General features: G+C 62.0%; 19 protein-coding genes. 13 read left to right on the top strand and 6 right to left on the bottom strand.

Annotation, left to right across the window (positions count from 1 at the left end; genetic code table 11):
* Nucleotide 1 precedes the first annotated feature (1 nt).
* Nucleotides 2–946: an alpha/beta hydrolase gene (locus GC425_RS01395; protein WP_225723450.1), complete on the bottom strand. Its 945-nt coding sequence runs from the start codon at nucleotides 944–946 to the stop codon at nucleotides 2–4.
* A 118-nt stretch (nucleotides 947–1,064) separates the two neighbouring features.
* On the opposite strand from GC425_RS01395, the gene mqo reads away from it, so the two are divergent.
* Nucleotides 1,065–2,549, top strand: coding sequence for a malate dehydrogenase (quinone) (mqo, locus tag GC425_RS01390; protein WP_370451924.1), 1,485 nt, complete (start codon nucleotides 1,065–1,067; stop codon nucleotides 2,547–2,549).
* Here mqo and GC425_RS01385 read toward each other — a convergent pair whose 3' ends face one another.
* Nucleotides 2,550–3,710 carry a protein adenylyltransferase SelO family protein gene (locus GC425_RS01385; protein WP_151844080.1) on the bottom strand — a complete coding sequence of 387 codons (1,161 nt, stop codon included), beginning with the start codon at nucleotides 3,708–3,710 and terminating at the stop codon, nucleotides 2,550–2,552.
* A 33-nt stretch (nucleotides 3,711–3,743) separates the two neighbouring features.
* Here GC425_RS01385 and cobA point away from each other — a divergent pair, with 33 nt between their 5' ends.
* Nucleotides 3,744–4,478 carry a uroporphyrinogen-III C-methyltransferase gene (gene cobA / locus GC425_RS01380; RefSeq protein WP_231699701.1) on the top strand — a complete coding sequence of 245 codons (735 nt, stop codon included), beginning with the start codon at nucleotides 3,744–3,746 and terminating at the stop codon, nucleotides 4,476–4,478.
* On the opposite strand, the gene GC425_RS01375 is transcribed toward cobA, so the two are convergent.
* Together GC425_RS01375 and yaaA are read right to left on the bottom strand one after the other, a co-directional pair.
* The gene (locus tag GC425_RS01375; RefSeq protein WP_151844082.1) at nucleotides 4,467–5,669 is read right to left on the bottom strand and encodes an HNH endonuclease signature motif containing protein; all 1,203 of its coding nucleotides are present in this window, start codon (nucleotides 5,667–5,669) and stop codon (nucleotides 4,467–4,469) included. The genes cobA and GC425_RS01375 overlap by 12 nt on opposite strands.
* Before the next feature lie 106 nt (nucleotides 5,670–5,775).
* Nucleotides 5,776–6,522 carry a peroxide stress protein YaaA gene (gene yaaA, locus GC425_RS01370; protein ID WP_151844083.1) on the bottom strand — a complete coding sequence of 249 codons (747 nt, stop codon included), beginning with the start codon at nucleotides 6,520–6,522 and terminating at the stop codon, nucleotides 5,776–5,778.
* 29 nt (nucleotides 6,523–6,551) lie between these two features.
* Between yaaA and GC425_RS01365 the strand changes: the two genes are divergently transcribed.
* The gene (locus tag GC425_RS01365; RefSeq protein WP_151844084.1) at nucleotides 6,552–8,309 is read left to right on the top strand and encodes a proline--tRNA ligase; all 1,758 of its coding nucleotides are present in this window, start codon (nucleotides 6,552–6,554) and stop codon (nucleotides 8,307–8,309) included.
* Here the strand turns inward: GC425_RS01365 and GC425_RS01360 are convergent.
* Complete coding sequence (locus tag GC425_RS01360) at nucleotides 8,293–9,195, bottom strand: DUF4439 domain-containing protein (protein WP_151844085.1); 903 nt, start codon at nucleotides 9,193–9,195, stop codon at nucleotides 8,293–8,295. The genes GC425_RS01365 and GC425_RS01360 overlap by 17 nt on opposite strands.
* A gap of 16 nt (nucleotides 9,196–9,211) precedes the next feature.
* Between GC425_RS01360 and rimP the strand changes: the two genes are divergently transcribed.
* The 8 genes from rimP to GC425_RS01320 all read left to right on the top strand — a co-directional run bounded on the left by rimP (nucleotide 9,212) and on the right by GC425_RS01320 (nucleotide 17,217).
* The gene (rimP, locus tag GC425_RS01355) at nucleotides 9,212–9,724 is read left to right on the top strand and encodes a ribosome maturation factor RimP (RefSeq protein ID WP_192930371.1); all 513 of its coding nucleotides are present in this window, start codon (nucleotides 9,212–9,214) and stop codon (nucleotides 9,722–9,724) included.
* Nucleotides 9,725–9,754: 30 nt separating this feature from the next.
* Nucleotides 9,755–10,744: a transcription termination factor NusA gene (nusA, locus tag GC425_RS01350; protein WP_151841662.1), complete on the top strand. Its 990-nt coding sequence runs from the start codon at nucleotides 9,755–9,757 to the stop codon at nucleotides 10,742–10,744.
* Nucleotides 10,745–10,817: 73 nt separating this feature from the next.
* Nucleotides 10,818–11,132: a YlxR family protein gene (locus GC425_RS01345; RefSeq protein WP_308240234.1), complete on the top strand. Its 315-nt coding sequence runs from the start codon at nucleotides 10,818–10,820 to the stop codon at nucleotides 11,130–11,132.
* A gap of 105 nt (nucleotides 11,133–11,237) precedes the next feature.
* Nucleotides 11,238–13,874 carry a translation initiation factor IF-2 gene (gene infB / locus GC425_RS01340; RefSeq protein ID WP_151844087.1) on the top strand — a complete coding sequence of 879 codons (2,637 nt, stop codon included), beginning with the start codon at nucleotides 11,238–11,240 and terminating at the stop codon, nucleotides 13,872–13,874.
* A 29-nt stretch (nucleotides 13,875–13,903) separates the two neighbouring features.
* Entirely contained in the window at nucleotides 13,904–14,344 is a 441-nt protein-coding gene (rbfA, locus tag GC425_RS01335; protein ID WP_151841659.1) for a 30S ribosome-binding factor RbfA, read from the top strand.
* Complete coding sequence (locus GC425_RS01330; RefSeq protein WP_151844088.1) at nucleotides 14,334–15,647, top strand: MATE family efflux transporter; 1,314 nt, start codon at nucleotides 14,334–14,336, stop codon at nucleotides 15,645–15,647. The genes rbfA and GC425_RS01330 overlap by 11 nt, the downstream gene beginning before the upstream one ends.
* 62 nt (nucleotides 15,648–15,709) lie before the next feature.
* Nucleotides 15,710–16,537 (top strand): metallophosphoesterase, encoded by an 828-nt coding sequence (locus tag GC425_RS01325; RefSeq protein WP_151844089.1) that lies wholly within the window; start codon nucleotides 15,710–15,712, stop codon nucleotides 16,535–16,537.
* Nucleotides 16,534–17,217: a 4'-phosphopantetheinyl transferase gene (locus tag GC425_RS01320; RefSeq protein ID WP_151844090.1), complete on the top strand. Its 684-nt coding sequence runs from the start codon at nucleotides 16,534–16,536 to the stop codon at nucleotides 17,215–17,217. The genes GC425_RS01325 and GC425_RS01320 overlap by 4 nt, the downstream gene beginning before the upstream one ends.
* Here GC425_RS01320 and truB read toward each other — a convergent pair.
* Complete coding sequence (gene truB, locus GC425_RS01315; protein ID WP_151844091.1) at nucleotides 17,214–18,110, bottom strand: tRNA pseudouridine(55) synthase TruB; 897 nt, start codon at nucleotides 18,108–18,110, stop codon at nucleotides 17,214–17,216. The genes GC425_RS01320 and truB overlap by 4 nt on opposite strands.
* A 33-nt stretch (nucleotides 18,111–18,143) precedes the next feature.
* Here truB and GC425_RS01310 point away from each other — a divergent pair, with 33 nt between their 5' ends.
* Nucleotides 18,144–19,133, top strand: coding sequence for a bifunctional riboflavin kinase/FAD synthetase (locus GC425_RS01310; RefSeq protein ID WP_192930373.1), 990 nt, complete (start codon nucleotides 18,144–18,146; stop codon nucleotides 19,131–19,133).
* A gap of 67 nt (nucleotides 19,134–19,200) precedes the next feature.
* On the top strand, nucleotides 19,201–19,470 hold the full coding sequence (rpsO, locus tag GC425_RS01305; RefSeq protein ID WP_151841653.1) for a 30S ribosomal protein S15: 270 nt from the start codon (nucleotides 19,201–19,203) through the stop codon (nucleotides 19,468–19,470).
* Nucleotides 19,471–19,575 lie beyond the last annotated feature (105 nt).

Here is a 19,575-nt window from a genome sequence, read left to right as displayed (position 1 = left end):
CCTAGATCGTTTCTAGCCACCGGGCAGCGTGCTCCAGGGCGCTGGTGCGCACCTGCTCAGGCGAGAGGAACACATCGTGCAGCGCACCCGGAAGGACCACCACCTCGGTCTCGGGGTGTGCGTTGTGCGCGTTTTCCCGCATTTGCGCCGGATTCAAGATGATGTCCGCGTTGTCCGAGCACAGCAGGAGAGTGGGAACACCCGTGTCATAACGGCCGGACTGCAGCTCCTTAATTTCGCTCATCACACCCGCCAGCCAGCTGACGTACTTCGGCCGGGGCTCGAGTGGCTTAAACTCCAGGTTGTAGTCCCACTCGCCGTGCTCCGAGGCGTGCAGCGAGCGGCCATAGGCCGGGTTAATCCCGCCGGGGACGCGCAGCATGGGGGCGCGCTTGGCCAGAATAGGAAAGACATGGGACACGATGGCCTTGGTTACCGGGTCAAACTGCAGCGCAAACCACGGGGAGTTCAACATCACGCCGCTCAGCCGCGCATGCAACTCGGGGTCCTGAACCCGAAGCCGGGCAGCCCACATTGTCACGTCCAGTCCACCCGTCGAATGCCCCACAGCCACCACCTTGGGGTGCTGGTCAGCTAAGAGACGCAGGGTGAGTGAGAGCTCGGCGTCGTATAAAGATTGGGACGACACGTGGTGCCACGTCTGACCAGGGCGCCACGAGCGACCACATTTGCGCAAGTCCACACCGTAGATCGCGTATCCCAACTCGTGGAAATAGCGAGCCACATGGGCCTGGAAAAAGTAGTCGGTCATGCCGTGGACAAAGAAGAGGGCGGGACGGCCGTCGAGTTCTTCCGGCGCATAACGAACAAGCGTGAAACGGATAGGCGTCTCACCATCGGGATCTGTGCCCAACTCCACGAAGGCCCGCTCGAAGCCCTCGCCCAGTTCATCCGGTTCAAAACTCAATTCAGACAGAGTGATCATGCTAGTCATGCTAGTAAAATTCGCGAAACTCAGGGGCACAGTATTGTGATTCTGCCTCAAGAGCGTATTGTGAAAAAGACCCAACAAAAATCGCCTTGTCAAAGGAATGAAGGAAAAAGTGGCATCTACAACCGGAAATAAGGATTCCGTCGACGTACTGCTTATCGGCGGCGGCGTGATCTCCAGCACCCTGTCCATCATGTTGAACGAGCTCCAGCCAGACTGGAGCCAGCTCATTGTCGAGCGGCTGGACGTCCCCGCAGCAGAGTCCTCCGACCCATGGAACAACGCAGGTACCGGTCACTCCGCACTGTGCGAGCTGAACTACACCCCAGAGGTCAAGGGCAAGATCGACATCTCCAAGGCCGTGGGAGTCAACGAGAAGTTCCAGGTCTCCCGCCAGTTCTGGTCCTACCTCACCGAAAAGGGTGCACTGTCCGACCCACGTGAGTTCATCAACAAGGTCCCACACGTTTCCTTCGCCCAGGGCATGGATCAGGTGGACTACCTTAAGGCACGCTACAACGCCCTGAAGGACCACCCACTGTTCCCGAACATGCAGCACTCCGAGGACGAGTCGAAGTTCCGCGAGTTCCTGCCTCTCATGTCCAAGGGCCGCGACTTCAACAACCCGGTTGCCATCTCTTGGTTCGAAGACGGAACCGACATCAACTACGGAGCCTTGACCCGCCAGTACCTGGACTACGTCTCCAACAACGGCGTGACCGTACGCTACGGCACCGAAGTGAAGAACCTGAAGCGCGAAGGTGCCAAGTGGAAGGTCACCACCAAGAACCTCCACACCGGAGACACCTCCGTCATCACCGCCAACTTCGTCTTCGTCGGAGCCGGCGGAATGGCCCTGCCACTGCTGCAGAAGTCCGGCATCCCCGAGATCAAGGGCTACGGCGGATTCCCCGTCTCCGGTGCATGGCTGCGCTGCACCAACGAGGAGCTCGTCTCCCAGCACCACGCCAAGGTCTACGGCAAGGCATCCGTGGGCGCGCCACCAATGTCCGTTCCTCACCTGGACACCCGCGTGATCGACGGCAAGCAGGGCCTGCTGTTCGGCCCCTACGCCGGCTGGACACCTAAGTTCCTGAAGCAGGGCTCCTACCTGGACCTGTTCAAGTCCATCCGCGCCACGAACATTCCTTCCTACCTGGGTGTTGCCGCGCAGGAGTTCTCCCTGACCAAGTACCTGGTGGAAGAGGTGCTGAAGGACCAGGCTGCCCGCGTGGAATCCCTGCGTGAGTACATGCCATCCGTCAACGGCGACGACTGGGAGCTCGTCATCGCCGGCCAGCGCGTCCAGGTCATCAAGCCAATCGGTGCACCGAAGTTCGGTTCCCTGGAGTTCGGTACTGCGCTGGTGAACTCCCAGGACGGATCCATCGCCGGTCTGATGGGCGCCTCCCCAGGAGCATCTATCGCTCCATCCGCGATGCTCGAGGTGCTGGAGCGCTGCTTCGGCTCCCGCATCGCCGAGTGGGCACCAAAGCTGAAGGAAATGATTCCTTCCTACGGCACCCGCCTGGCCAAGAACCCAGAGCTGTTCAACGAGCAGTGGGAGCGCTCCCAGAAGGCCCTGAAGCTGGCCTAATTACGTGCCACAGTAGCTTGTGAATCCGGTATCACCTGGCGAGGTGATACCGGATTTTTTGCCTTGTGCATAGGGGTCGCGGAGATCCTCAACAATGTCGTTGAAGGCCTCCATGTCGCCCGCCTCTGCGCGGTTCAAGGCATCCTGCAGCGCATGATTACGAGGCACGACGTGTCCCAACGCGGTGGGATAATCCCCGCATTCTTCGAGAACCTCCTCCCACCTGGGGCCGAGGGCGTCGGTCATCTCACGATCATAGGCGTGGGAGTAGAGATCGGGGAAACGGCGCAGGTGCTCCTCGGCATCCTCCACGGTGAGGGCCTCGGCGAGGCGCGCGAGGTTCCACTGGGTGATGGCGGGCTGCTTGTTGAAAGCGTAGCGCTTGCCCGTATCGACGGAGCTGAAGCAGGCCTCGGGGTCGTAGGCGTCCATGAAACCGCAGGGTCCGAAGTCGATGGCATCCCCGGCAATGTGTACATTGTCCGTGTTTAAGGCGCCGTGGACGAATCCCAGCCGCATCCATTGCGCCACCAAGGTAGCCTGGCGCTCCACGACCGCGGGGAAGAGCGGGCCAGTGATCCCGGAGCGCTGCGCGGCGTAGCTCTCCAGCCGCTGCACCAGCTCGGGATTGAACATCGCGGCACACTGGAAGGTTCCGATGCGGATGTGGTGGCGCGCCACGCGTACCAAAACCGCACCGGGTGGGAAGGGGAGTCCGGCCGTACCGCGGGGAGTAGTGAGCCGCTCTCCGGTGGCAATGACGGCCAGCACTCTGGTGGTGGGAACACCCATGGTGTGCAGGAACTCGCTGATGACATACTCACGCAACGCCGGGATCAGGGGAAGTCTCCCGTCCGCGCCGAGCTGCGTGAAGGGAGTGCGTCCGCTGCCTTTCAGGTGGAGGTCATAGCCGCCCAGTTCGCCAAGGAGCATGGAACGACCATCGCCGAGGATGGGGGAGAACTGCCCGAACTGGTGCCCGCTATATGCCATGGTAAAGCCCTCTTTGCCGAGGAGATCCTCCACATCGATGCCCGGGCAGCCGAGCTCGGCGGCCAGGGCATCGTTTCTGATGAGCATGCGTGCCTCGGGAAACTCCTCTCCAACCGTGGGCCGGCAGAGTTCCGGGAAGTGCTGGGCGAAGTCGTGGGTTAGCTGCATGGTCTTAGCATAGGTATGTCTAGGATTGGTGTCATGAGTTTGGGACGAGCAATCTTAATTGGTGGTGGCCCTGGAGCATGGGATTTGATCACTGTGCGTGGTATGCATGCTCTTCAGCAGGCAGACGTCATTCTGACTGATCACCTGGGGCCGTCCCATCAGCTCGACCAACTGTGCGACGTGAGCGCCAAAGAAGTTATAGATGTAGCCAAGTTGCCCTATGACAGGCAGGTCAGCCAAGAGCGCATCAACGAGCTCATCGTGTCCCACGCCCGTGCGGGGAAGATTGTGGCACGGCTGAAGGGGGGAGACCCTTTCGTGTTCGGCCGCGGCTTTGAAGAAGTCGAAGCCTGCGCACAGGCCGGCGTGCCGTGCGACGTCATCCCTGGCGTGACGAGCGCTATCTCCGTGCCGGGCTTGGTAGGTGTACCGGTGACAAACCGAGGAGTGGTTCATTCCTTCACTGTGATTTCTGGGCATGTTCCTCCTGGAAGTCCATCCTCTCTGGTCGATTGGCACGCCCTAGCGCGCGCCGGTGGGACCCTCAGTGTGATCATGGGAGTAAAGAACGCAGCCGCGATCGCACAAGCCCTCATCGAGGGTGGCCTGGCCGAGGACACGCCAGTGCTGATCGTCCAAGAGGGAAGCTACGAACACGAGCAGTCCCTGCGCACGTCCTTGGGGCTCCTGGGGCAGACCATGAAGGACCAGAACGTGAAGGCCCCCGCCGTGTATCTGATTGGTGAGGTCGCCGGCCTACGCGTGTGACATGTGATCCCACGGCCGCGGCGCCTCGAATGGTGCTTTCTTTCGACGATTGGCTTGCCTCCTGCTGAGCCTTTGCTTGAACGTGGTCCGAGCCAGCGGTCCGTCGGGCAGCGTGCTGACCGTGTGGCCATCGCCGTGGGAGGTCCACGTTTCGCCGCTATCCGCGTAGCGGGTCACATCCCAAATGCCCGCAGTCTTCAGCTGGTGATGGTGCTTGCACAACAGATGAAGGTTGTCAGTGTGGGTGGGGCCACCCCCGGCGTAGCGCTGGATGTGGTCCATCTCGCACATGTGAGCAGAGATCTCGCAGCCGGGAAAGCGGCAATGGCCATCGCGGGCTTGGACGAAGGCGCGCTGGGCGTCGGTGGGTGAGTATCCCTCAGTAGCGGACGGGCCGAGCGTGCGCACACTGGTGACCCTCTCGAGCCATTTCTCGGATACCATTCCCTGAAGCCAGCCGCCTGCGCTGAAGAGCTCGCGGGCGGTGGTGCTGATGTTTTTGTAGAGATTGAGGGTCACGCGAACGTCAGCCTGGCCCAAGATGAGCATTTCCAGGGCGATGTGTGGATCCACGTCGTACTTATGCGCGGTTGCTTGAATGAGCTCGTCAATCGCATCGGCTGTCATGCTATCCGTGGTGAGCGTGATGGCGGTTGTCTGCTCCGCGACCTGACGCATGGTCAGCGCATGCAACTCCTCATCGGGACGCTCTGGCAAAGCTTCCGGACAGAGTGACGTGAGGATCTTCTCCAGCTTGGTGGCTGCGTTTCGTGGGCTGAGGCAGTGCTGGTTCTGGATGCGCGGTTCCAGCGCTGCCACAAGATCGCGTTCCACATCTGCCCTCGCGCGTTCTGGGACTCTGCTGAGGTCATCCAGAAGCCGCGAGACGACCCGTGGCGTGAAGACGCCACTCATAAAAAGCCCGCTTAGAAGAGGGAAGAAGGACAAGACAAGTGCTTCCATCGCGTACTTTTCTGCCTGGTAGCGGGTCAGGCCCGCGCGAGCGACCAGCCGTGAAGCAAAGTCAGGAATGTAGTCCTCGGGTTCGGGCGTGCACATGAGAAGCAGTTCAATGTGGTCGCGGTTGATGCGGCGCGCCAAACATGAGAGCTGGTCCTCGGTATCTTCAATGCGCCAGGATCCGGGCCGGCGCTGAGGTGGCCGCTGGCGGTCAGCGTAGGTGGTAGTCATGGTTCCCCCTGGTGTGTTCCCCTGGTGTAGTTCCTTTCATGTGTAAACCTACCGGGGAGGACATACATTCACGCTGCCTTTAGGTTCTCAAAATCGAACACCCGTTCTAATTTCTGATTACCAACACAAGCTCCTGTGCCTTCTTGCTGGAATACTCAACCTCATGACCTACAGACTCAGCCAGAGCCTTCAGCTCGTCAATAGTCCGCGGATTCTCCTCAGCCTCCGCCAAATCGCGTGCCAATACGCCCTTATAGTGCTTATTAAAGTGGCTGATGACCTTACGGCTGCCATCCTCCTGGACGGACTCCACGCGCACCGTCACCGCGTCTTTCAGCCGTCCCAGCTGCTGATATGTACCCGAGCGCAGATCCACCACCAGCTCCTGTTCCGCAACCTCGGCCAATGTCTCCGTAATCGCGGAGCCCCAACGGCTCTTCAGCGTCCGATCATCCAGCTTCACCCCGCCCGACAGTCGATAATGAGGAATGGGATCCTCGGCACCCACCACGCCGAACAACGCCGAACCGATCGCCAGCCGCGAGCGCGCATGATCGGTGAGGAGCGCGGCGTGGAGGGCGTCGTAGAGAACCCCCGTGTAGCGCTCAATCGCGGGCGCGGTGGGCCCGTTGCGCAGCGCCCGATTTTCCTTAATTTCCGACGCCAAAGCCTCCGAAATCCCCAGCACACTCTGCGCTTCCGGCTCGTTGCCGGAGCGGCACAAGCGCATCAGACTGTCAACAAGTTCAAGCCGGATCGGGTTCAGGGAAGGGAAGCTCAACGCGTCCATAGACATGGGTTCGGGGGAGCCACCAAAAGACTTCGTTTCAGAAGGTGGGAGGACAATAAGCATGCCTCCACCATAATGGTAGAGTCATCCGCATGATCACCCGTATGTCCTCTCTTTTCCTGCGTACGCTGCGCGATGATCCCGCAGACGCAGAAGTGCCTAGCCACAAGCTCCTCGTCCGCGCTGGTTACATTCGGCGTGCCGCCCCTGGTGTGTACACGTGGCTTCCTCTGGGGCTGCGTGTACTCCGGAAGGTAGAAGAGGTCGTACGCCAGGAGATGGACGCGATCGGAGGCCAGGAGCTGCTGTTTCCTGCGTTACTGCCGCGCGAGTACTACGAGACCACGGGCCGCTGGGACGAGTACGGCCAGGCGCTGTTCCGCCTGAAGGACCGCAAGGGTGCGGACTACCTGCTGGGGCCGACGCACGAGGAGATGTTCGCCTCCGTGGTGAAGTCGGAGTACAGCTCCTACAAGGACTTCCCAGTCATCCTGTACCAGATGCAGACCAAGTACCGCGATGAAGAGCGCCCGCGTGCCGGGGTGCTGCGCGGTCGCGAGTTCGTCATGAAGGATTCCTACTCCTTCAACATGGACGACGAAGGACTGGAGAAGGCCTACCAGCTCCACCGCCAGGCGTATCAGAAGATCTTCGATGCCCTGGGTATTACGTACGCCATCTGCTCGGCAACGTCTGGGGCGATGGGCGGATCGGCGTCTGAGGAGTTCCTGGCTGTGTCCCCGACGGGTGAGGACACCTTCGTGCGTTCCACCGAATCGGAGTACGCGGCCAACGTGGAGGCCGTGAAGACCGTCGCGCCCGCCGAGCGTGATACCGCGGATCTTCCCGAGGCCAAGGTCCATGACACCCCAGAGTCTGAGACGATTGAGGCTCTCGTGCGCTGGGCTCAGTCCGAAGGCCTCGATGTGACTGCTGAGGACACCCTGAAGTGCATCGTGGTCAAAGTTCAGGAGCCCGGGACGGATGAGGAAGGACGTGCCTTTGAGCCTCAGCTGACCGGCATCCTTGTCCCCGGTAACCGTGAGGTGGACATGAAGCGCCTCGAGGCCTCCCTGGAGCCGGCTAGCGTAGAGCTCGCCAGCGAAGAGGACTTCGCGAAGAATCCCTTCCTGGTCAAGGGCTACGTCGGCCCACGGGGTCTGCAGGCCAACGGCGTGCGCGTTCTGGCTGATCCGCGTGTGGTCACAGGTACCGCGTGGATCACTGGTGCGGATGAGAAGCAGAAGCACGTGGTGGGCCTGGTGACCGGCCGCGACTTCACCCCAGACGGCTACATCGAGGCCGCGGAGGTGCTCGAGGGCGACCCATCCCCAGACGGCAAGGGCACGCTGACCCTGGAACGCGGCATCGAAATCGGCCACATCTTCCAGCTGGGCCGTAAGTACACCGAGGCCATTGATCTGCACATCCTCGATGAGCACGGCAAGCGCGCCATCCCCACCATGGGTTCCTACGGTCTGGGCATCACGCGCCTGGTTGCCGTGATGGCCGAGCAGATGCACGACGATGCCGGCCTACGCTGGCCCACCACAGTCGCACCGTTCAATGTTCACGTGGTCATCGCCAACAAGGACGAGGCCGCCAACCGCGCCGCGGAGGAGCTGGCGCAGGCACTGTCGGACGCGGGCCTTGAGGTGCTGTTTGACGAGCGTCCAAAGGTTTCCCCAGGCGTGAAGTTCAAGGACTCCGAATTGCTGGGCATGCCGTACGTGGTTGTGGTAGGCCGTGGCTTTGCCGATGGAGTGGTGGAGCTCCGCAACCGCCTGACCGGCGAGAAGACGGAGATTCCTTACGAGTCCGCGGTCGAGGAGATCACTCGCCTCGTATAGCCGTCGCGTGCGGGTCCTCGCCGAAGATTGGCTCCAGGCCCGCCTCGCCACGCGCGATGAGCCCCGCCCAGCGTGCGTCGAACTCCCGCGCCGTGGGATTATTTCCCATCGACGCCAAGCTTCTCATCTGATGAGTCACCGGCCGAATAGCGGTGTACAGATACCGAGCCGCCTCGGCGGCATTGTGCGGGGTTCCGTCGGGGGAGACGTAGCCCGCCTGCGGCTCTGGAACCTCTGCTCCGAGACTCTCCAGGATTGTGTGAACCTGTCCACGCAGGCTGCGTAAGCGGGTAGCCAGCGAGCCCAGAAGATTCTGGTGCGCACCCCCGTCGGCGGCCATGGCCACGCCGGTGGCGTAGACCGCGGCATAGATCAGATCCATGAGGTGCGCGAGGCTTTCGCCGTGCTGCTTGTGACCTGCCGCTACCTCGTCGAGATTCAGCGCCTTAGCTTCGGCCAGCTCCGGAGCCGCTTGGGCGGTCGCCGCCGCGGCGTACAGGCCCGTCAAGGTTCCCCCGGGATCGCCGTCTTGCAGTGCAACCAGCAGGGCTTGTTCCACAGGCAGCGTTGCCGACGGCGTCTCCAATGCATCCACGCATTCCTGCGGCGGGTTGCCGTCCCGGTCAGTACCGCACTGCCGCAGAAACTCCTGCTTCACAATGTCAGCCTGCTCCGCGAACATGGGCGCCCACGCGTCACCCTCGGCGCTGCGTTGGACGGCGGCACCGTAGGCGTCGAGAACGCGGGAGTTGAGGTTCACCTTCGGCGTGAACACATCGGTGGTACAGGCCGACGTGGCGACCGCCGTGGTGCCGAGGAGTCCTGCGAGGGCGAACAGCTGGCGTCGGGAATAGGGAACGGTGTAGAAGCGCATCACATTCAGCATAGTACTGTCGATACCTATGGCATTCCCAAGCAAAGAACAAGTGCAGAGTTTTCTTCACCCCGTGATCGCCGAGTTCGGTGTGGAACTCGAAGACGTGGAGGTGGCCAAGGCAGGCGCCAAGTCCCGAGTGAAGGTTCTGGTCGACGCGCCAGATCTGGATGCGGTGGAGGAGATTTCGAAGTCCGTCTCTGAGTCGTTCGACGCGGCCGAGGAGCGCGGCGAGCTGAATTTCGGGCCGGGCTACACCTTGGAAGTGTCCACCCCGGGGTTGGATTTCCCGCTGACCGCCGAGCGCCACTGGCGTAAGAACATTGGACGGCTGGTGAGACTTAAGGATGGGCGAAAGGTTCGCATCGCGCAGGTGGATGGGGAAAACGTGATCCTGATCGCAGCGCAGAAGAAGAACCTGGACGTTTTCCGTCAGCAATTGGCGGAAGTGGCCGGTGCGGTGGTAGAAGTTGAGTTCAACGCGGTACCGCAGCAGGAAGCCCAATTGGTGGGCCTGGATGTGGACGCGTATAACTCTTAACCCCAGCAGTTTTTCTCCCAAGGAGCACAATTGAACATCGACATGGCGGCATTGAAGGCACTGGAAAAGCAGGAGAACGTGCCGCTCGATGAGCTACTGGCGGGGATCAAGCGGGGGCTGCTAGAGGCCTACAGGGGAATCTCTCACTACGACGGCCCGGCCCGCGTGGACATTGACGAGATCAGCGGCACAGTCACCGTCTATCAAATCGAGAAGAACGAGGACGGGGAGGTCATCGGCAACATCGACGACACCCCGACGGACTTCGGCCGCGCCGGCGCCCTGGCGGTCCGTGAGGCCATCCGCTTCCGCATTAACTCCTCTCGCGTTCAGGCGAAGTACGACGAGTACTCGGACCTGCGCTACACGGTAGTCAACGGCATCGTCACGGCCGATGCGCGCGCGAACGAACGCGGCGTGGTGGTGGTCCATCTGGGCACGGAGGCCAACGGCATGGACGGCCAGATCCTGCCTGCCGAGCTGATCCCGGGGGAGAAGCTGGAGCACGGAATGCGCGTGCGCGCCTTCGTCACCGATGTGATCAACAACGGCAACCGCAGCGTGCAGATCAACTTGTCCCGCACCCACCCAGAACTGGTCCGCGGGCTGTTTGCGCTGGAGGTTCCCGAGGTGGCGGACGGGTCCGTGGAGATCGTGTCCGTTGCGCGCGAGGCCGGCCACCGCACGAAGATTGCTGTGAAGTCCACGATCAAGGGGCTGAACGCGAAGGGTGCCTGCATTGGTCCGCGGGGCCAGCGCGTCGCCAACATCATGGCGCAGCTGGGCGGCGAGAAGATCGACATTGTGGATTACAGCGACGATCCTGCTGTCTTCGTGGGCAATGCCCTGGCACCGTCGAAGGTGGTTAGCGTGATTGTGACCGACGCCGAGCTTCAGGTCGCGAAAGCCACCGTTCCTGAGTACCAGTTGAGTCTGGCGATCGGCCGGGAAGGGCAAAATGCACGCTTGGCGGCGCGCCTGACGGGATGGAAGATCGACATCCACCCAGACACGGCGTAGGACAGTGGGTTAACAGTTCCCGGCTTTTTCGCGGTACACTTGTGGGTGGTCTTGGGACTTCCAAGGCGACAACATGTCAATGAGTGGGGATGGTGCGTCTGTGAATGATAACCGTCCTCTGAGAACCTGTGTGGTCACGCGTGCGAAACGGCCGCAGGATGAACTGCTGCGGTGCGTCGCTCAGGCGAGTCCGGATGGGACGATGAAGATTGTTCCCGATCCTGACCGTGTGAAGCCTGGGCGTGGAGCATGGATTACACCCACGTTGTCGGTATGGGAAGCCGCCGTGAAACGTCGAGCGTTCGCTCGTGCGTTGAAGTTGTCCACCACCGTGGTGGATGCAGACCCTGTACGTGTTCACTTAGAACAAAAGGAAACCGACCATTGATGAGCGCACGATGAAGCAGCATCAGCGATGATCACGATTAAGTACGGGAGCCGTACGTAGCCGGTGAGATTCTGGCCTGCGGCTCCATAAACCAAAAGGAGAGTAGTGCCCGGAAAGCTACGCGTTCACGAGCTCGCGAAAGAACTCGGAATTACCAGCAAAGAACTTCTCGCCACGCTGAAGGAGCAAGGCGAGTTTGTGAAGACTGCATCCTCGACCGTAGAACCGCCTGTGGTCAAGAAGATGAAGGCCTTCTACAAGGTCGACGAGAAGAAGGATGCCGAGAAGGCTCCGTCTAGTGCATCCAAGCCAGGGCCTAAGCCGGGTCCCAAGCCAGGACCTAAGCCTGGGCCGGCAGCACAATCTAGTCCAAAGCCCGCCCCCAAGCCAGGCCCGAAGCCGGGTCCTGGTCCGAAGCCGGGCCCGAAGCCTGGACCCAAGCCAGGAGGCCGTGCGCCTCGAGTGGCAAACAACCCATTCTCCTCCGGCAATGGAGACAACCGCCCGGCGCCACGGCCACGCGGCGGCCAGGCGACCCCTGGCGACATGCCACGTCCGGGCAACCGTCCCGGCGCACGTCCAGGCCCACGTCCCGGCGCGAAGCCGGGTCAGGGTGGTGCCAAGGGCCGCGGCTCCGGAGCATCGGAGCGTCAGGGCGGCGGCCGTCGGCCATCGCCGGCTAACATGCCGAAGCAGCCGAACCCAGGCCAGATGCCAGCCCACGCCAGCGGATTCAACGGTGGCTCCGGCGGCGGTCGCGGCAACGGTGGCCCCGGCGGACCAGGAGGTCCACGCGGCGGCCGAGGTGGGCGTCGGGGAGGCACGGCAGGTGCCTTCGGACGTCCAGGTGGCGCACCGCGCAAGGGACGCAAGTCGAAACGTCAGAAGCGCAACGAGTACGAGGCAATGCAGGCACCATCCGTTGTGGGTGGCGTGAAGCTGCCGAACGGTAAGGGTGCCAGCCTGCGCCTCGCTCGTGGTGCGTCCCTGATGGACTTCGCCGAGAAGATCGACGCCGATGCCGCAGCATTGGTCCAGGCCCTGTTCAACCTGGGTGAGATGGTTACCGCCACCCAGTCCGTGTCCGATGAAACCCTGATGCTTCTGGGTGAGGAGATGGACTACAAGGTGGAGGTTGTCTCCCCAGAGGATGAGGACCGCGAGCTGCTGGAATCCTTCGATCTGCAGTTCGGTGAGGACGAGGGTACGGATGAGGATCTGGCCAAGCGTCCTCCAGTGGTGACCGTGATGGGTCACGTGGATCACGGTAAGACCCGCCTGTTGGACACCATCCGCAAGGCCAACGTGGGTGGCGGAGAAGCTGGCGGCATTACGCAGCACATCGGCGCCTACCAGGTTCCCGTGGACATGGAGGGCGAGGAGCGTTTGGTGACATTCCTGGATACCCCAGGTCACGAGGCCTTCACCGCCATGCGTGCCCGTGGTGCTAAGTCCACGGACATCGCGATCCTGGTGGTTGCGGCGGACGACGGCGTGATGCCTCAGACCGTGGAGGCCATCAACCACGCGAAGGCTGCAGACGTGCCGATCGTGGTGGCTGTGAACAAGATCGATAAGGAAGGCGCTCAGCCGGACAAGATTCGTGGCCAGCTGACCGAGTACGGTCTGATCCCAGAAGAATATGGTGGAGAAACCATGTTCGTGGACATCTCCGCAAAGCAGGGCACCAACATCGAGTCCCTGCTGGAGGCCGTGCTGCTGACTGCGGATGCGTCTCTGGATCTGCGCGCGAACCCGGACATGGACGCCCAGGGCGTGGCCATCGAGTCTCACCTGGACCGTGGACGCGGACCTGTGGCGACCATCCTGGTGCAGCGCGGTACGCTGCGCGTGGGTGACTCCATTGTGGTCGGTGACGCGCACGGTCGTGTGCGCCGCATGATCGACGAGCATGGTCTGGACGTGGACGAGGCTGGACCATCGCGTCCTGTCCAGGTCCTGGGTCTGACCTCGGTGTCCGGTGCTGGCGATAACCTGCTGGTGGTGGACGAGGACCGTACCGCTCGCCAGATTGCTGACCGCCGTTCGGCCCGCCGCCGCAACGCCTTGCAGGCCAAGAACCGTAAGCGCGTGTCCCTGGAGGATCTGGATGCAGTGTTGAAGGAGACGAATACGCTGAACCTGATCCTGAAGGGCGACAACGCGGGTACCGTCGAGGCCCTGGAAGATGCCCTGCTGAAGATCGAGGTGGACGACGAAGTGGCGTTGAACATCATCGACCGCGGTGTGGGTGCTGTGACGGAGACCAACGTCAGCCTGGCGGCTGCCTCCGACGCAGTGATCATCGGCTTCAACGTCCGTGCCGAGGGCAAGGCTACCGAGGTGGCCAACACCGAAGGCGTGGACATCCGGTACTACTCGGTGATCTACCGCGCGATCGAAGAGGTCGAGGCAGCTCTGAAGGGCATGCTGAAGCCTATCTATGAGGAGCGCGAGCTGGGCCGGGCGGAGATCCGTGCGATCTTCAAGGCCTCCTCCGTGGGCCTCATTGCAGGTTGCATGGTGGAGTCCGGCAAGGTCCGCCGCAACGCGCAGGTGCGTCTGGTGCGCGATGGAAACGTGGTTGCCGAGAAGGCAAACATCGATTCCTTGCGCCGCGAGAAGGACGACGTCACCGAGGTGGCGGCCGGTTACGAATGCGGTATGGTGCTGTCCTACCCAGACATTCAGATCGGCGATGTCATCGAGGCCTACGAGTTGGTTGAGGTTCCACGCGACTAGTCGTGTGGTGACAGTGTGAAGGAGAAATAATGGTTGATCACGCCCGTGCCGCTCGCATGGCCAAGCGTATCCAGCAGATTGTGGCCTCGGCGATCGAGCGAGAGATCAAGGATCCTCGCTTGGAGTTCGTGACCATCACGGATGCCCGTGTGACGGGCGATCTCCACGACGCGACGGTGTTCTACACCGTCCGCGGCAAGACGGTCGACGAGGAGCCGAACCTCGCGCAAGCAGAGCGCGCCTTGGAGAAGGCTCGCGGCCAGCTGCGCAAGATTGTCGGCGACCAGCTGTCGGTCCGTTTCACGCCCACGTTGAGTTTCTCCTTCGACTCGGTGCCGGAGGTTTCGGCACACATGGAAGAACTGCTGGCAAAGGCTCGCGCCCAGGACGAGGCGATTCGGGCGCAGGCGGCGCAAGCCACGCCTGCGGCGGATGGTGATCCGTACAAGCCGAGCCGCGATGAGCAGTAGCAGTACCCCCAACGCTAGGAGCATTCTTGCCCTAGCGTTTCCTGCTCTCATTGTCCTGTCGGCCACCCCGCTGTACCTGTTGTGGGATACCGCCGTGGTGGGCAGGTTGGGTGCCCAGGAGTTGGCCGCGTTGGCGGCCGGCTCCACGGTGCTGAGTACCGTCACCACCCAGCTGACGTTTTTGTCCTATGGCACCACCGCCCGCGCCGCGCGACACTACGGTGCCGGCCGGCATGCGGACGCGGTCTATGAGGGTGTGCAGGCCACGTGGGTGGCCCTCGCCGTCGGAGCCCTGTTGGTGGCTGCGGTGTTCAGTTTCACGCGCCCGATTATGAGCTTCTTCACGCGCGATCCCGAGGTCCAAGACCTGGCTGTGCAGTGGATGCACGTCACGTGCGCGTCCATCATTCCCGCCCTCATCGTGATGGCGGGTAATGGCTGGTTGCGCGGCATGTCCAATACCCGGTGGCCGCTGTGGTTTACGTTGCTGGGAGTGGTGCCGATGGCGGTGACCGTGCCCGTGGCTGTGCGGCACTACGGGATGGTGGGCTCGGCCTACGCCAACGTGTTGGGTGAGCTCATTGTCGCCACCTGCTTCCTGATTGCCCTCGTGCTGCGGTGGAGGGCCGTGGGCGATGGGCGCTCGATGGCGCCTCAGTGGCCGATCATCAAGGCACAGCTGGTGCTGGGCCGCGACCTCATTGCACGTTCCCTGTCCTTCCAGGTCGCCTTTATTTCGGCTGCCTCGGTGGCGGGGAGCTTCGGTGCGGCGTCGTTGGCCGCGCATCAGATCCTGCTGCAGTTGTGGAACTTCCTAACGTTGGTGCTGGATTCGGTGGCCATTGCCGCCCAGGCGCTGGTGGGGGCGGCGCTCGGTGCCCGGCAGTGGCTGCACGCCCGCCGCGTGGGCGTGATCGTGCTGCGTTTTTCCATGGTCGCCTCGGTGGTGATTGCGGTGGGGCTCGCTGCGGGTGCGTCGGTGCTGCCGCGCCTGTTTAGTTCCGACGCCGAGGTTCTCGATGCCATGAGCGTTCCCTGGTGGATGCTGGTCGTGTTGGCGCTGCTGGGTGGCGTGGTGTTTGCTCTGGATGGCGTGTTGCTGGGGGCGTCCGATGTGGCGTTTTTGAGGACCGCCACGATTGTCAGCGCCCTGGTGGGGTTCTTGCCGGTGGTCTGGTTGGCGAAGGTGTTCGACTGGGGACTGCCTGGTGTGTGGTGTGGCCTGGTGGCGTTCGTGGCCGTACGGCTGGTCGCGGTGGTGTGGAGGTTCCGCGGGGATGCATGGATTGTTAACACGAGTTAAATTTTTTCACTATAGTTAACACAGGTATGCACCTGTGGATGGTGGGAGAGAGGCGAACAACCATGAAGAAGCGCACCCTGTGGGCCGTGAGCGATCTTCATATCAACTCTCCCGGCAACAGGGACCTGATGGACGAACACGTCCAGCCCCAGCACCCCCAGGACTGGCTCATCGTCGCGGGTGACATCGCCGAGAAGATGGAGGTGGTGATCGACGTACTGCGCGAGCTGCGCCAGCGCTTCGAGCAAGTGATCTACGCCCCCGGCAACCATGAAATGTTTTCCCGAAGCCAGGACACCTTCAAGGGTAAGAACAAGTACCAGGCCTTGATCAGCGCCTGCCGCTCCATTGGGGTGTTGACCCCGGAGGATCGGTATCCCGTGTTCGCGGGCCACACCGTGGTGCCCATGTTCACGCTCTACGATCACTCCTGGCGCGATCCGGCGATCACACCCAGTCAAGCCATCGACGCTGCGATCGAAAACGGCTTCGTGCTCACAGATCACTGGGCTATCTCGCCGTTTGAGGACGTCCCCCAATGGTGCCGCGAGAGGCTGAGCTATACGGTGAGCCGGTTGTCTCGTGTTGACGGACCCACCATCTTGGTGAATCATTGGCCCTTGGTGAGAGAAGCAATGCAGGGAATCCCCGCCCAAGACATCGGCTTGTGGTCCGGTACTAGGCACACGCAGCAGTGGCCGCGCCGGTACCGCGCCACGGCGGTGATCTATGGGCATCTGCACGTTCCTCGCACAATTTCGCTGGAAGGTGTAACACATGTGGAGGTCTCACTCGGTTATCCCAAGGAAAGACTTCGCACACTGCCACCCAGACTTCACACTCACACGTGGCCATACCCAGTTCTGACAGAGGAGGTGTCCATCCCATGAGACGCGACGTACTGCTGAAAAACACGCTCATCGACGAGTCTCTGGTGCCCGCGGGCACCCGCTGCGTGGAGATGCACACGTCTTCGGAGAACCTTGACCACTACCTGCTGTTGGATGAAGCAGAACAGGAGCTGGTGGCGCATGCGGTGGACAAGCGCAAGTCCGACTTCGGCGACTCTCGCTGGTGCGCCCACCAAGCGATGCGCGAGCTGGTGCACGATGGTCCGATCATGCGAGGTCAACGCGGCATGCCCGTCTTTCCGGAGGGCATTACCGGATCCTTGACGCATACCGAGGGATTCCGCGCAGCCATCGTGGGACGCAGCTTCCAGTGGAGATCCTTAGGCATCGACGCCGAACCGGCAACCCACCTGCCCGAGGGAGTGTTCCCGGCCATCGCCCGGCCAGAAGAGCAGCGCCGCCTCCGGCGCCTGGTGCGGCACCACGACATTCCTGTAGTGGATAAGGTCCTCTTCTCCGCAAAGGAAACCACGTACAAGGCGTGGTTCCCTCTCACGCGCCGCTTCTTGGATTTCGATCAGGCCGATATTGACATCCGCCCCGATGGCACGTTCACGTCCTATCTTTTGACCCGCCCCGTGCCCGTGCCCTTCATCCAAGGCCGCTGGGCCGTGCGGGACGGCTTCGTGGTGACGGTCGCTGGCGTCGCGCACACCTAGAGGCCATGCGGGCGGGCCACGAACACGCTCGCCGCACGGCGGCCCTGCTCTTTGAGCAGAGCCATCGCCTGGCCGCTGGGAGTGACCACCGCGTAGATCTCCTTCCGGCCCACCGGCTCCAGCCACTTACCCATGGCAATGTCGGTGCCTTGCTCCTCGCTGATTTCTCGGGTGGGGAAGCAGCGGATCATCGCGGTGTCCAAGTCCATCGTCAGGGAATTATCCCCCTCCAGCTGCTCCAGCGTGCGGCAGTCGGCGATGTCAAAAGGCCCCACGGACGTCCGGCGCAAGGCGACCAGGTGGCCACCCACGCCCAAGTCCTCGCCCACGTCCCGGGCAATCGAACGGATATACGTTCCAGAAGAACAGTGGACGGCGATGCGGACGTCGATATGATCGGGCGCCTCGGCGTCGATGGATAAAATATCCAGAGAGTGCACGGTGACGGGGCGCTCCGGCAGCACCACGTCCTCGCCCGCCCGGACACGCTCATGGGCGCGACGACCATCGATCTTGATGGAGCTCACAGAGCTGGGACGCTGCATAATGTCGCCAACCTGACGCGCGCACGCCTGGCGAACACGCTCCTCGGTGAGCCCCCCAGTGGAGGTGGAGGACAGGACATCGCCCTCGGCGTCGTCGGTTACGGTGGACATGCCCAGCCGCATGGTGGCCTCGTAGCGCTTGTCATGGGTGACCACATGCGCCAGGAACTTCGTGCCGCGCTCCACACCGACCACCAACACACCCGTGGCCATAGGATCCAACGTGCCCGAATGCCCCACGCGGCGGGTCCCCATAATCCGACGCAGACGGGCCACAACATCGTGCGATGTCATGCCCGCCGGCTTATCCACAAGAACCACACCAGAGGAATCGAGGATGCTACTCATGCAGACCATCATAGGTGGAGTAAAGTTGCGGGGGTGACTATCTGGTATGGACTCGACAGGGTTCCCGAACATCTGGGACGCAACGGAACTGTAGTGACCATCGGTGTGTTCGACGGCGTACACCGAGGACACCAAGAACTGGTAACACGGGCAGTGGCACGGGCGCGTGAGCTCGACGTGCCCTCCGTTATGTTCACCTTCGACCCGCACCCCACCTTCATCTTCCGTCCCAGCAGTGTTCCCAAGCTGCTAGGGACCGTCGAGCAGCGCGCGCAGCTGGCGCACGACATGGGGATCGACCACGTGGTGGTCATCGGCTTCACCCCAGAGATCGCCTCGTGGAGCCCCGCGGAATACGTGGACCGCGTGCTGATTGAGCTGCTCAACGCGAAGTCCGTGATCATCGGGCAGAACTTCACCTTCGGGCACAAGGCCTCAGGCACGAGTGAGAGCATGCGTGAGCTGGGGGAGGCGCGCGGCATCGACGTGGATGTGGTGACCCTGCTGGAAGAGGATGAGCACGTCATCTGCTCTACGTGGATCCGGGACGCGCTCGCCGAGGGGAAGGTTGCCGAGGCGATGACCGCGCTGGGCAGGCCGTTTGCCGTGCAGGGTGAAGTGACCCACGGAGCGGGGCGTGGGGGCCGAGCGTTGGGCTTTCCCACCGCGAACCTGTACTTCCAGGACATTTATGCGCTGCCTGCGGATGGGGTGTACGCAGGGTTCGTGACCGTTGTGGATTCCGGCCAGGACGGCGAGAAGGTGGGCACCATGCCTGTGGGACAGCGGCTTCCGGCGGCTATCTCCGTGGGTACGAACCCCACCTTCGGGCACGAACCCCGCAGCGTGGAATCCTTCATCCTGGATCACGAGGCCGACCTCTACGGCAAGGACGTGCGCGTAGAGTTCATCGAACACCTGCGTGGGATGGAAACCTACGAGTCCCTGGATGAACTCATCCGCGCCATCACGAATGATGTTGCGCAGACGCGCCGCGCTGTGCTAAAGTTCCAAGGTCTGTGACTGTGGTCCACGGTAGTTGCAGCATGACCTTTTGCGTGGACTGAAACAACTACTAAGGAGATAATCCATGGCACTGTCCAAGGAGCAGAAGGCTGAAACCCTCAAGGAGTTTGGCCTGCACGAGACCGACACCGGTTCCCCAGAGGCTCAGATCGCACTGCTGACCGTCCGCATCCGTCAGCTGACCGAGCACCTCAAGTTCCACAAGCACGACCACCACTCCCGCCGTGGTCTGCTGCTGCTGGTTGGTCGCCGCCGTGGCCTGCTGAAGTACCTGTCCGAGAACAACGTTGACCGTTACCGTTCTCTGATCGAGCGCCTGGGACTGCGTCGCTAGGCTCATTGTTAGTAAAAATCACGCCACTATCGCTGACGATAGTGGCGTTTTTTGCATAGTAAGGTAGCCTTTTTGACGTACGACCGTTTGAACGCTCAGGCCGGC

The sequence above is a fragment of the Corynebacterium sp. zg254 genome, assembly GCF_024701495.1.
Taxonomy (GTDB): Bacteria; Actinomycetota; Actinomycetes; order Mycobacteriales; family Mycobacteriaceae; genus Corynebacterium; species Corynebacterium zhongnanshanii.
Note: the sequence above shows the minus strand (reverse complement) of the source record. Positions and strands in the feature narration are given on the sequence as shown.

What these genes read in the sequence shown, in the direction of transcription:
- rbfA (WP_151841659.1), top strand. Translation starts at nt 13,904, where the DNA reads ATGGTTGATCACGCCCGTGCCGCTCGCATGGCCAAGCGTATCCAGCAG.
- GC425_RS01320 (WP_151844090.1), top strand. Translation starts at nt 16,534, where the DNA reads ATGAGACGCGACGTACTGCTGAAAAACACGCTCATCGACGAGTCTCTG.
- GC425_RS01365 (WP_151844084.1), top strand. Translation starts at nt 6,552, where the DNA reads ATGATCACCCGTATGTCCTCTCTTTTCCTGCGTACGCTGCGCGATGAT.
- GC425_RS01360 (WP_151844085.1), bottom strand. Translation starts at nt 9,195, where the DNA reads ATGCTGAATGTGATGCGCTTCTACACCGTTCCCTATTCCCGACGCCAG.
- GC425_RS01325 (WP_151844089.1), top strand. Translation starts at nt 15,710, where the DNA reads ATGAAGAAGCGCACCCTGTGGGCCGTGAGCGATCTTCATATCAACTCT.
- GC425_RS01330 (WP_151844088.1), top strand. Translation starts at nt 14,334, where the DNA reads ATGAGCAGTAGCAGTACCCCCAACGCTAGGAGCATTCTTGCCCTAGCG.
- rimP (WP_192930371.1), top strand. Translation starts at nt 9,212, where the DNA reads ATGGCATTCCCAAGCAAAGAACAAGTGCAGAGTTTTCTTCACCCCGTG.
- rpsO (WP_151841653.1), top strand. Translation starts at nt 19,201, where the DNA reads ATGGCACTGTCCAAGGAGCAGAAGGCTGAAACCCTCAAGGAGTTTGGC.
- GC425_RS01345 (WP_308240234.1), top strand. Translation starts at nt 10,818, where the DNA reads ATGTCAATGAGTGGGGATGGTGCGTCTGTGAATGATAACCGTCCTCTG.
- yaaA (WP_151844083.1), bottom strand. Translation starts at nt 6,522, where the DNA reads ATGCTTATTGTCCTCCCACCTTCTGAAACGAAGTCTTTTGGTGGCTCC.
- truB (WP_151844091.1), bottom strand. Translation starts at nt 18,110, where the DNA reads ATGAGTAGCATCCTCGATTCCTCTGGTGTGGTTCTTGTGGATAAGCCG.
- GC425_RS01385 (WP_151844080.1), bottom strand. Translation starts at nt 3,710, where the DNA reads ATGCAGCTAACCCACGACTTCGCCCAGCACTTCCCGGAACTCTGCCGG.
- GC425_RS01395 (WP_225723450.1), bottom strand. Translation starts at nt 946, where the DNA reads ATGATCACTCTGTCTGAATTGAGTTTTGAACCGGATGAACTGGGCGAG.
- cobA (WP_231699701.1), top strand. Translation starts at nt 3,744, where the DNA reads ATGAGTTTGGGACGAGCAATCTTAATTGGTGGTGGCCCTGGAGCATGG.
- GC425_RS01375 (WP_151844082.1), bottom strand. Translation starts at nt 5,669, where the DNA reads ATGACTACCACCTACGCTGACCGCCAGCGGCCACCTCAGCGCCGGCCC.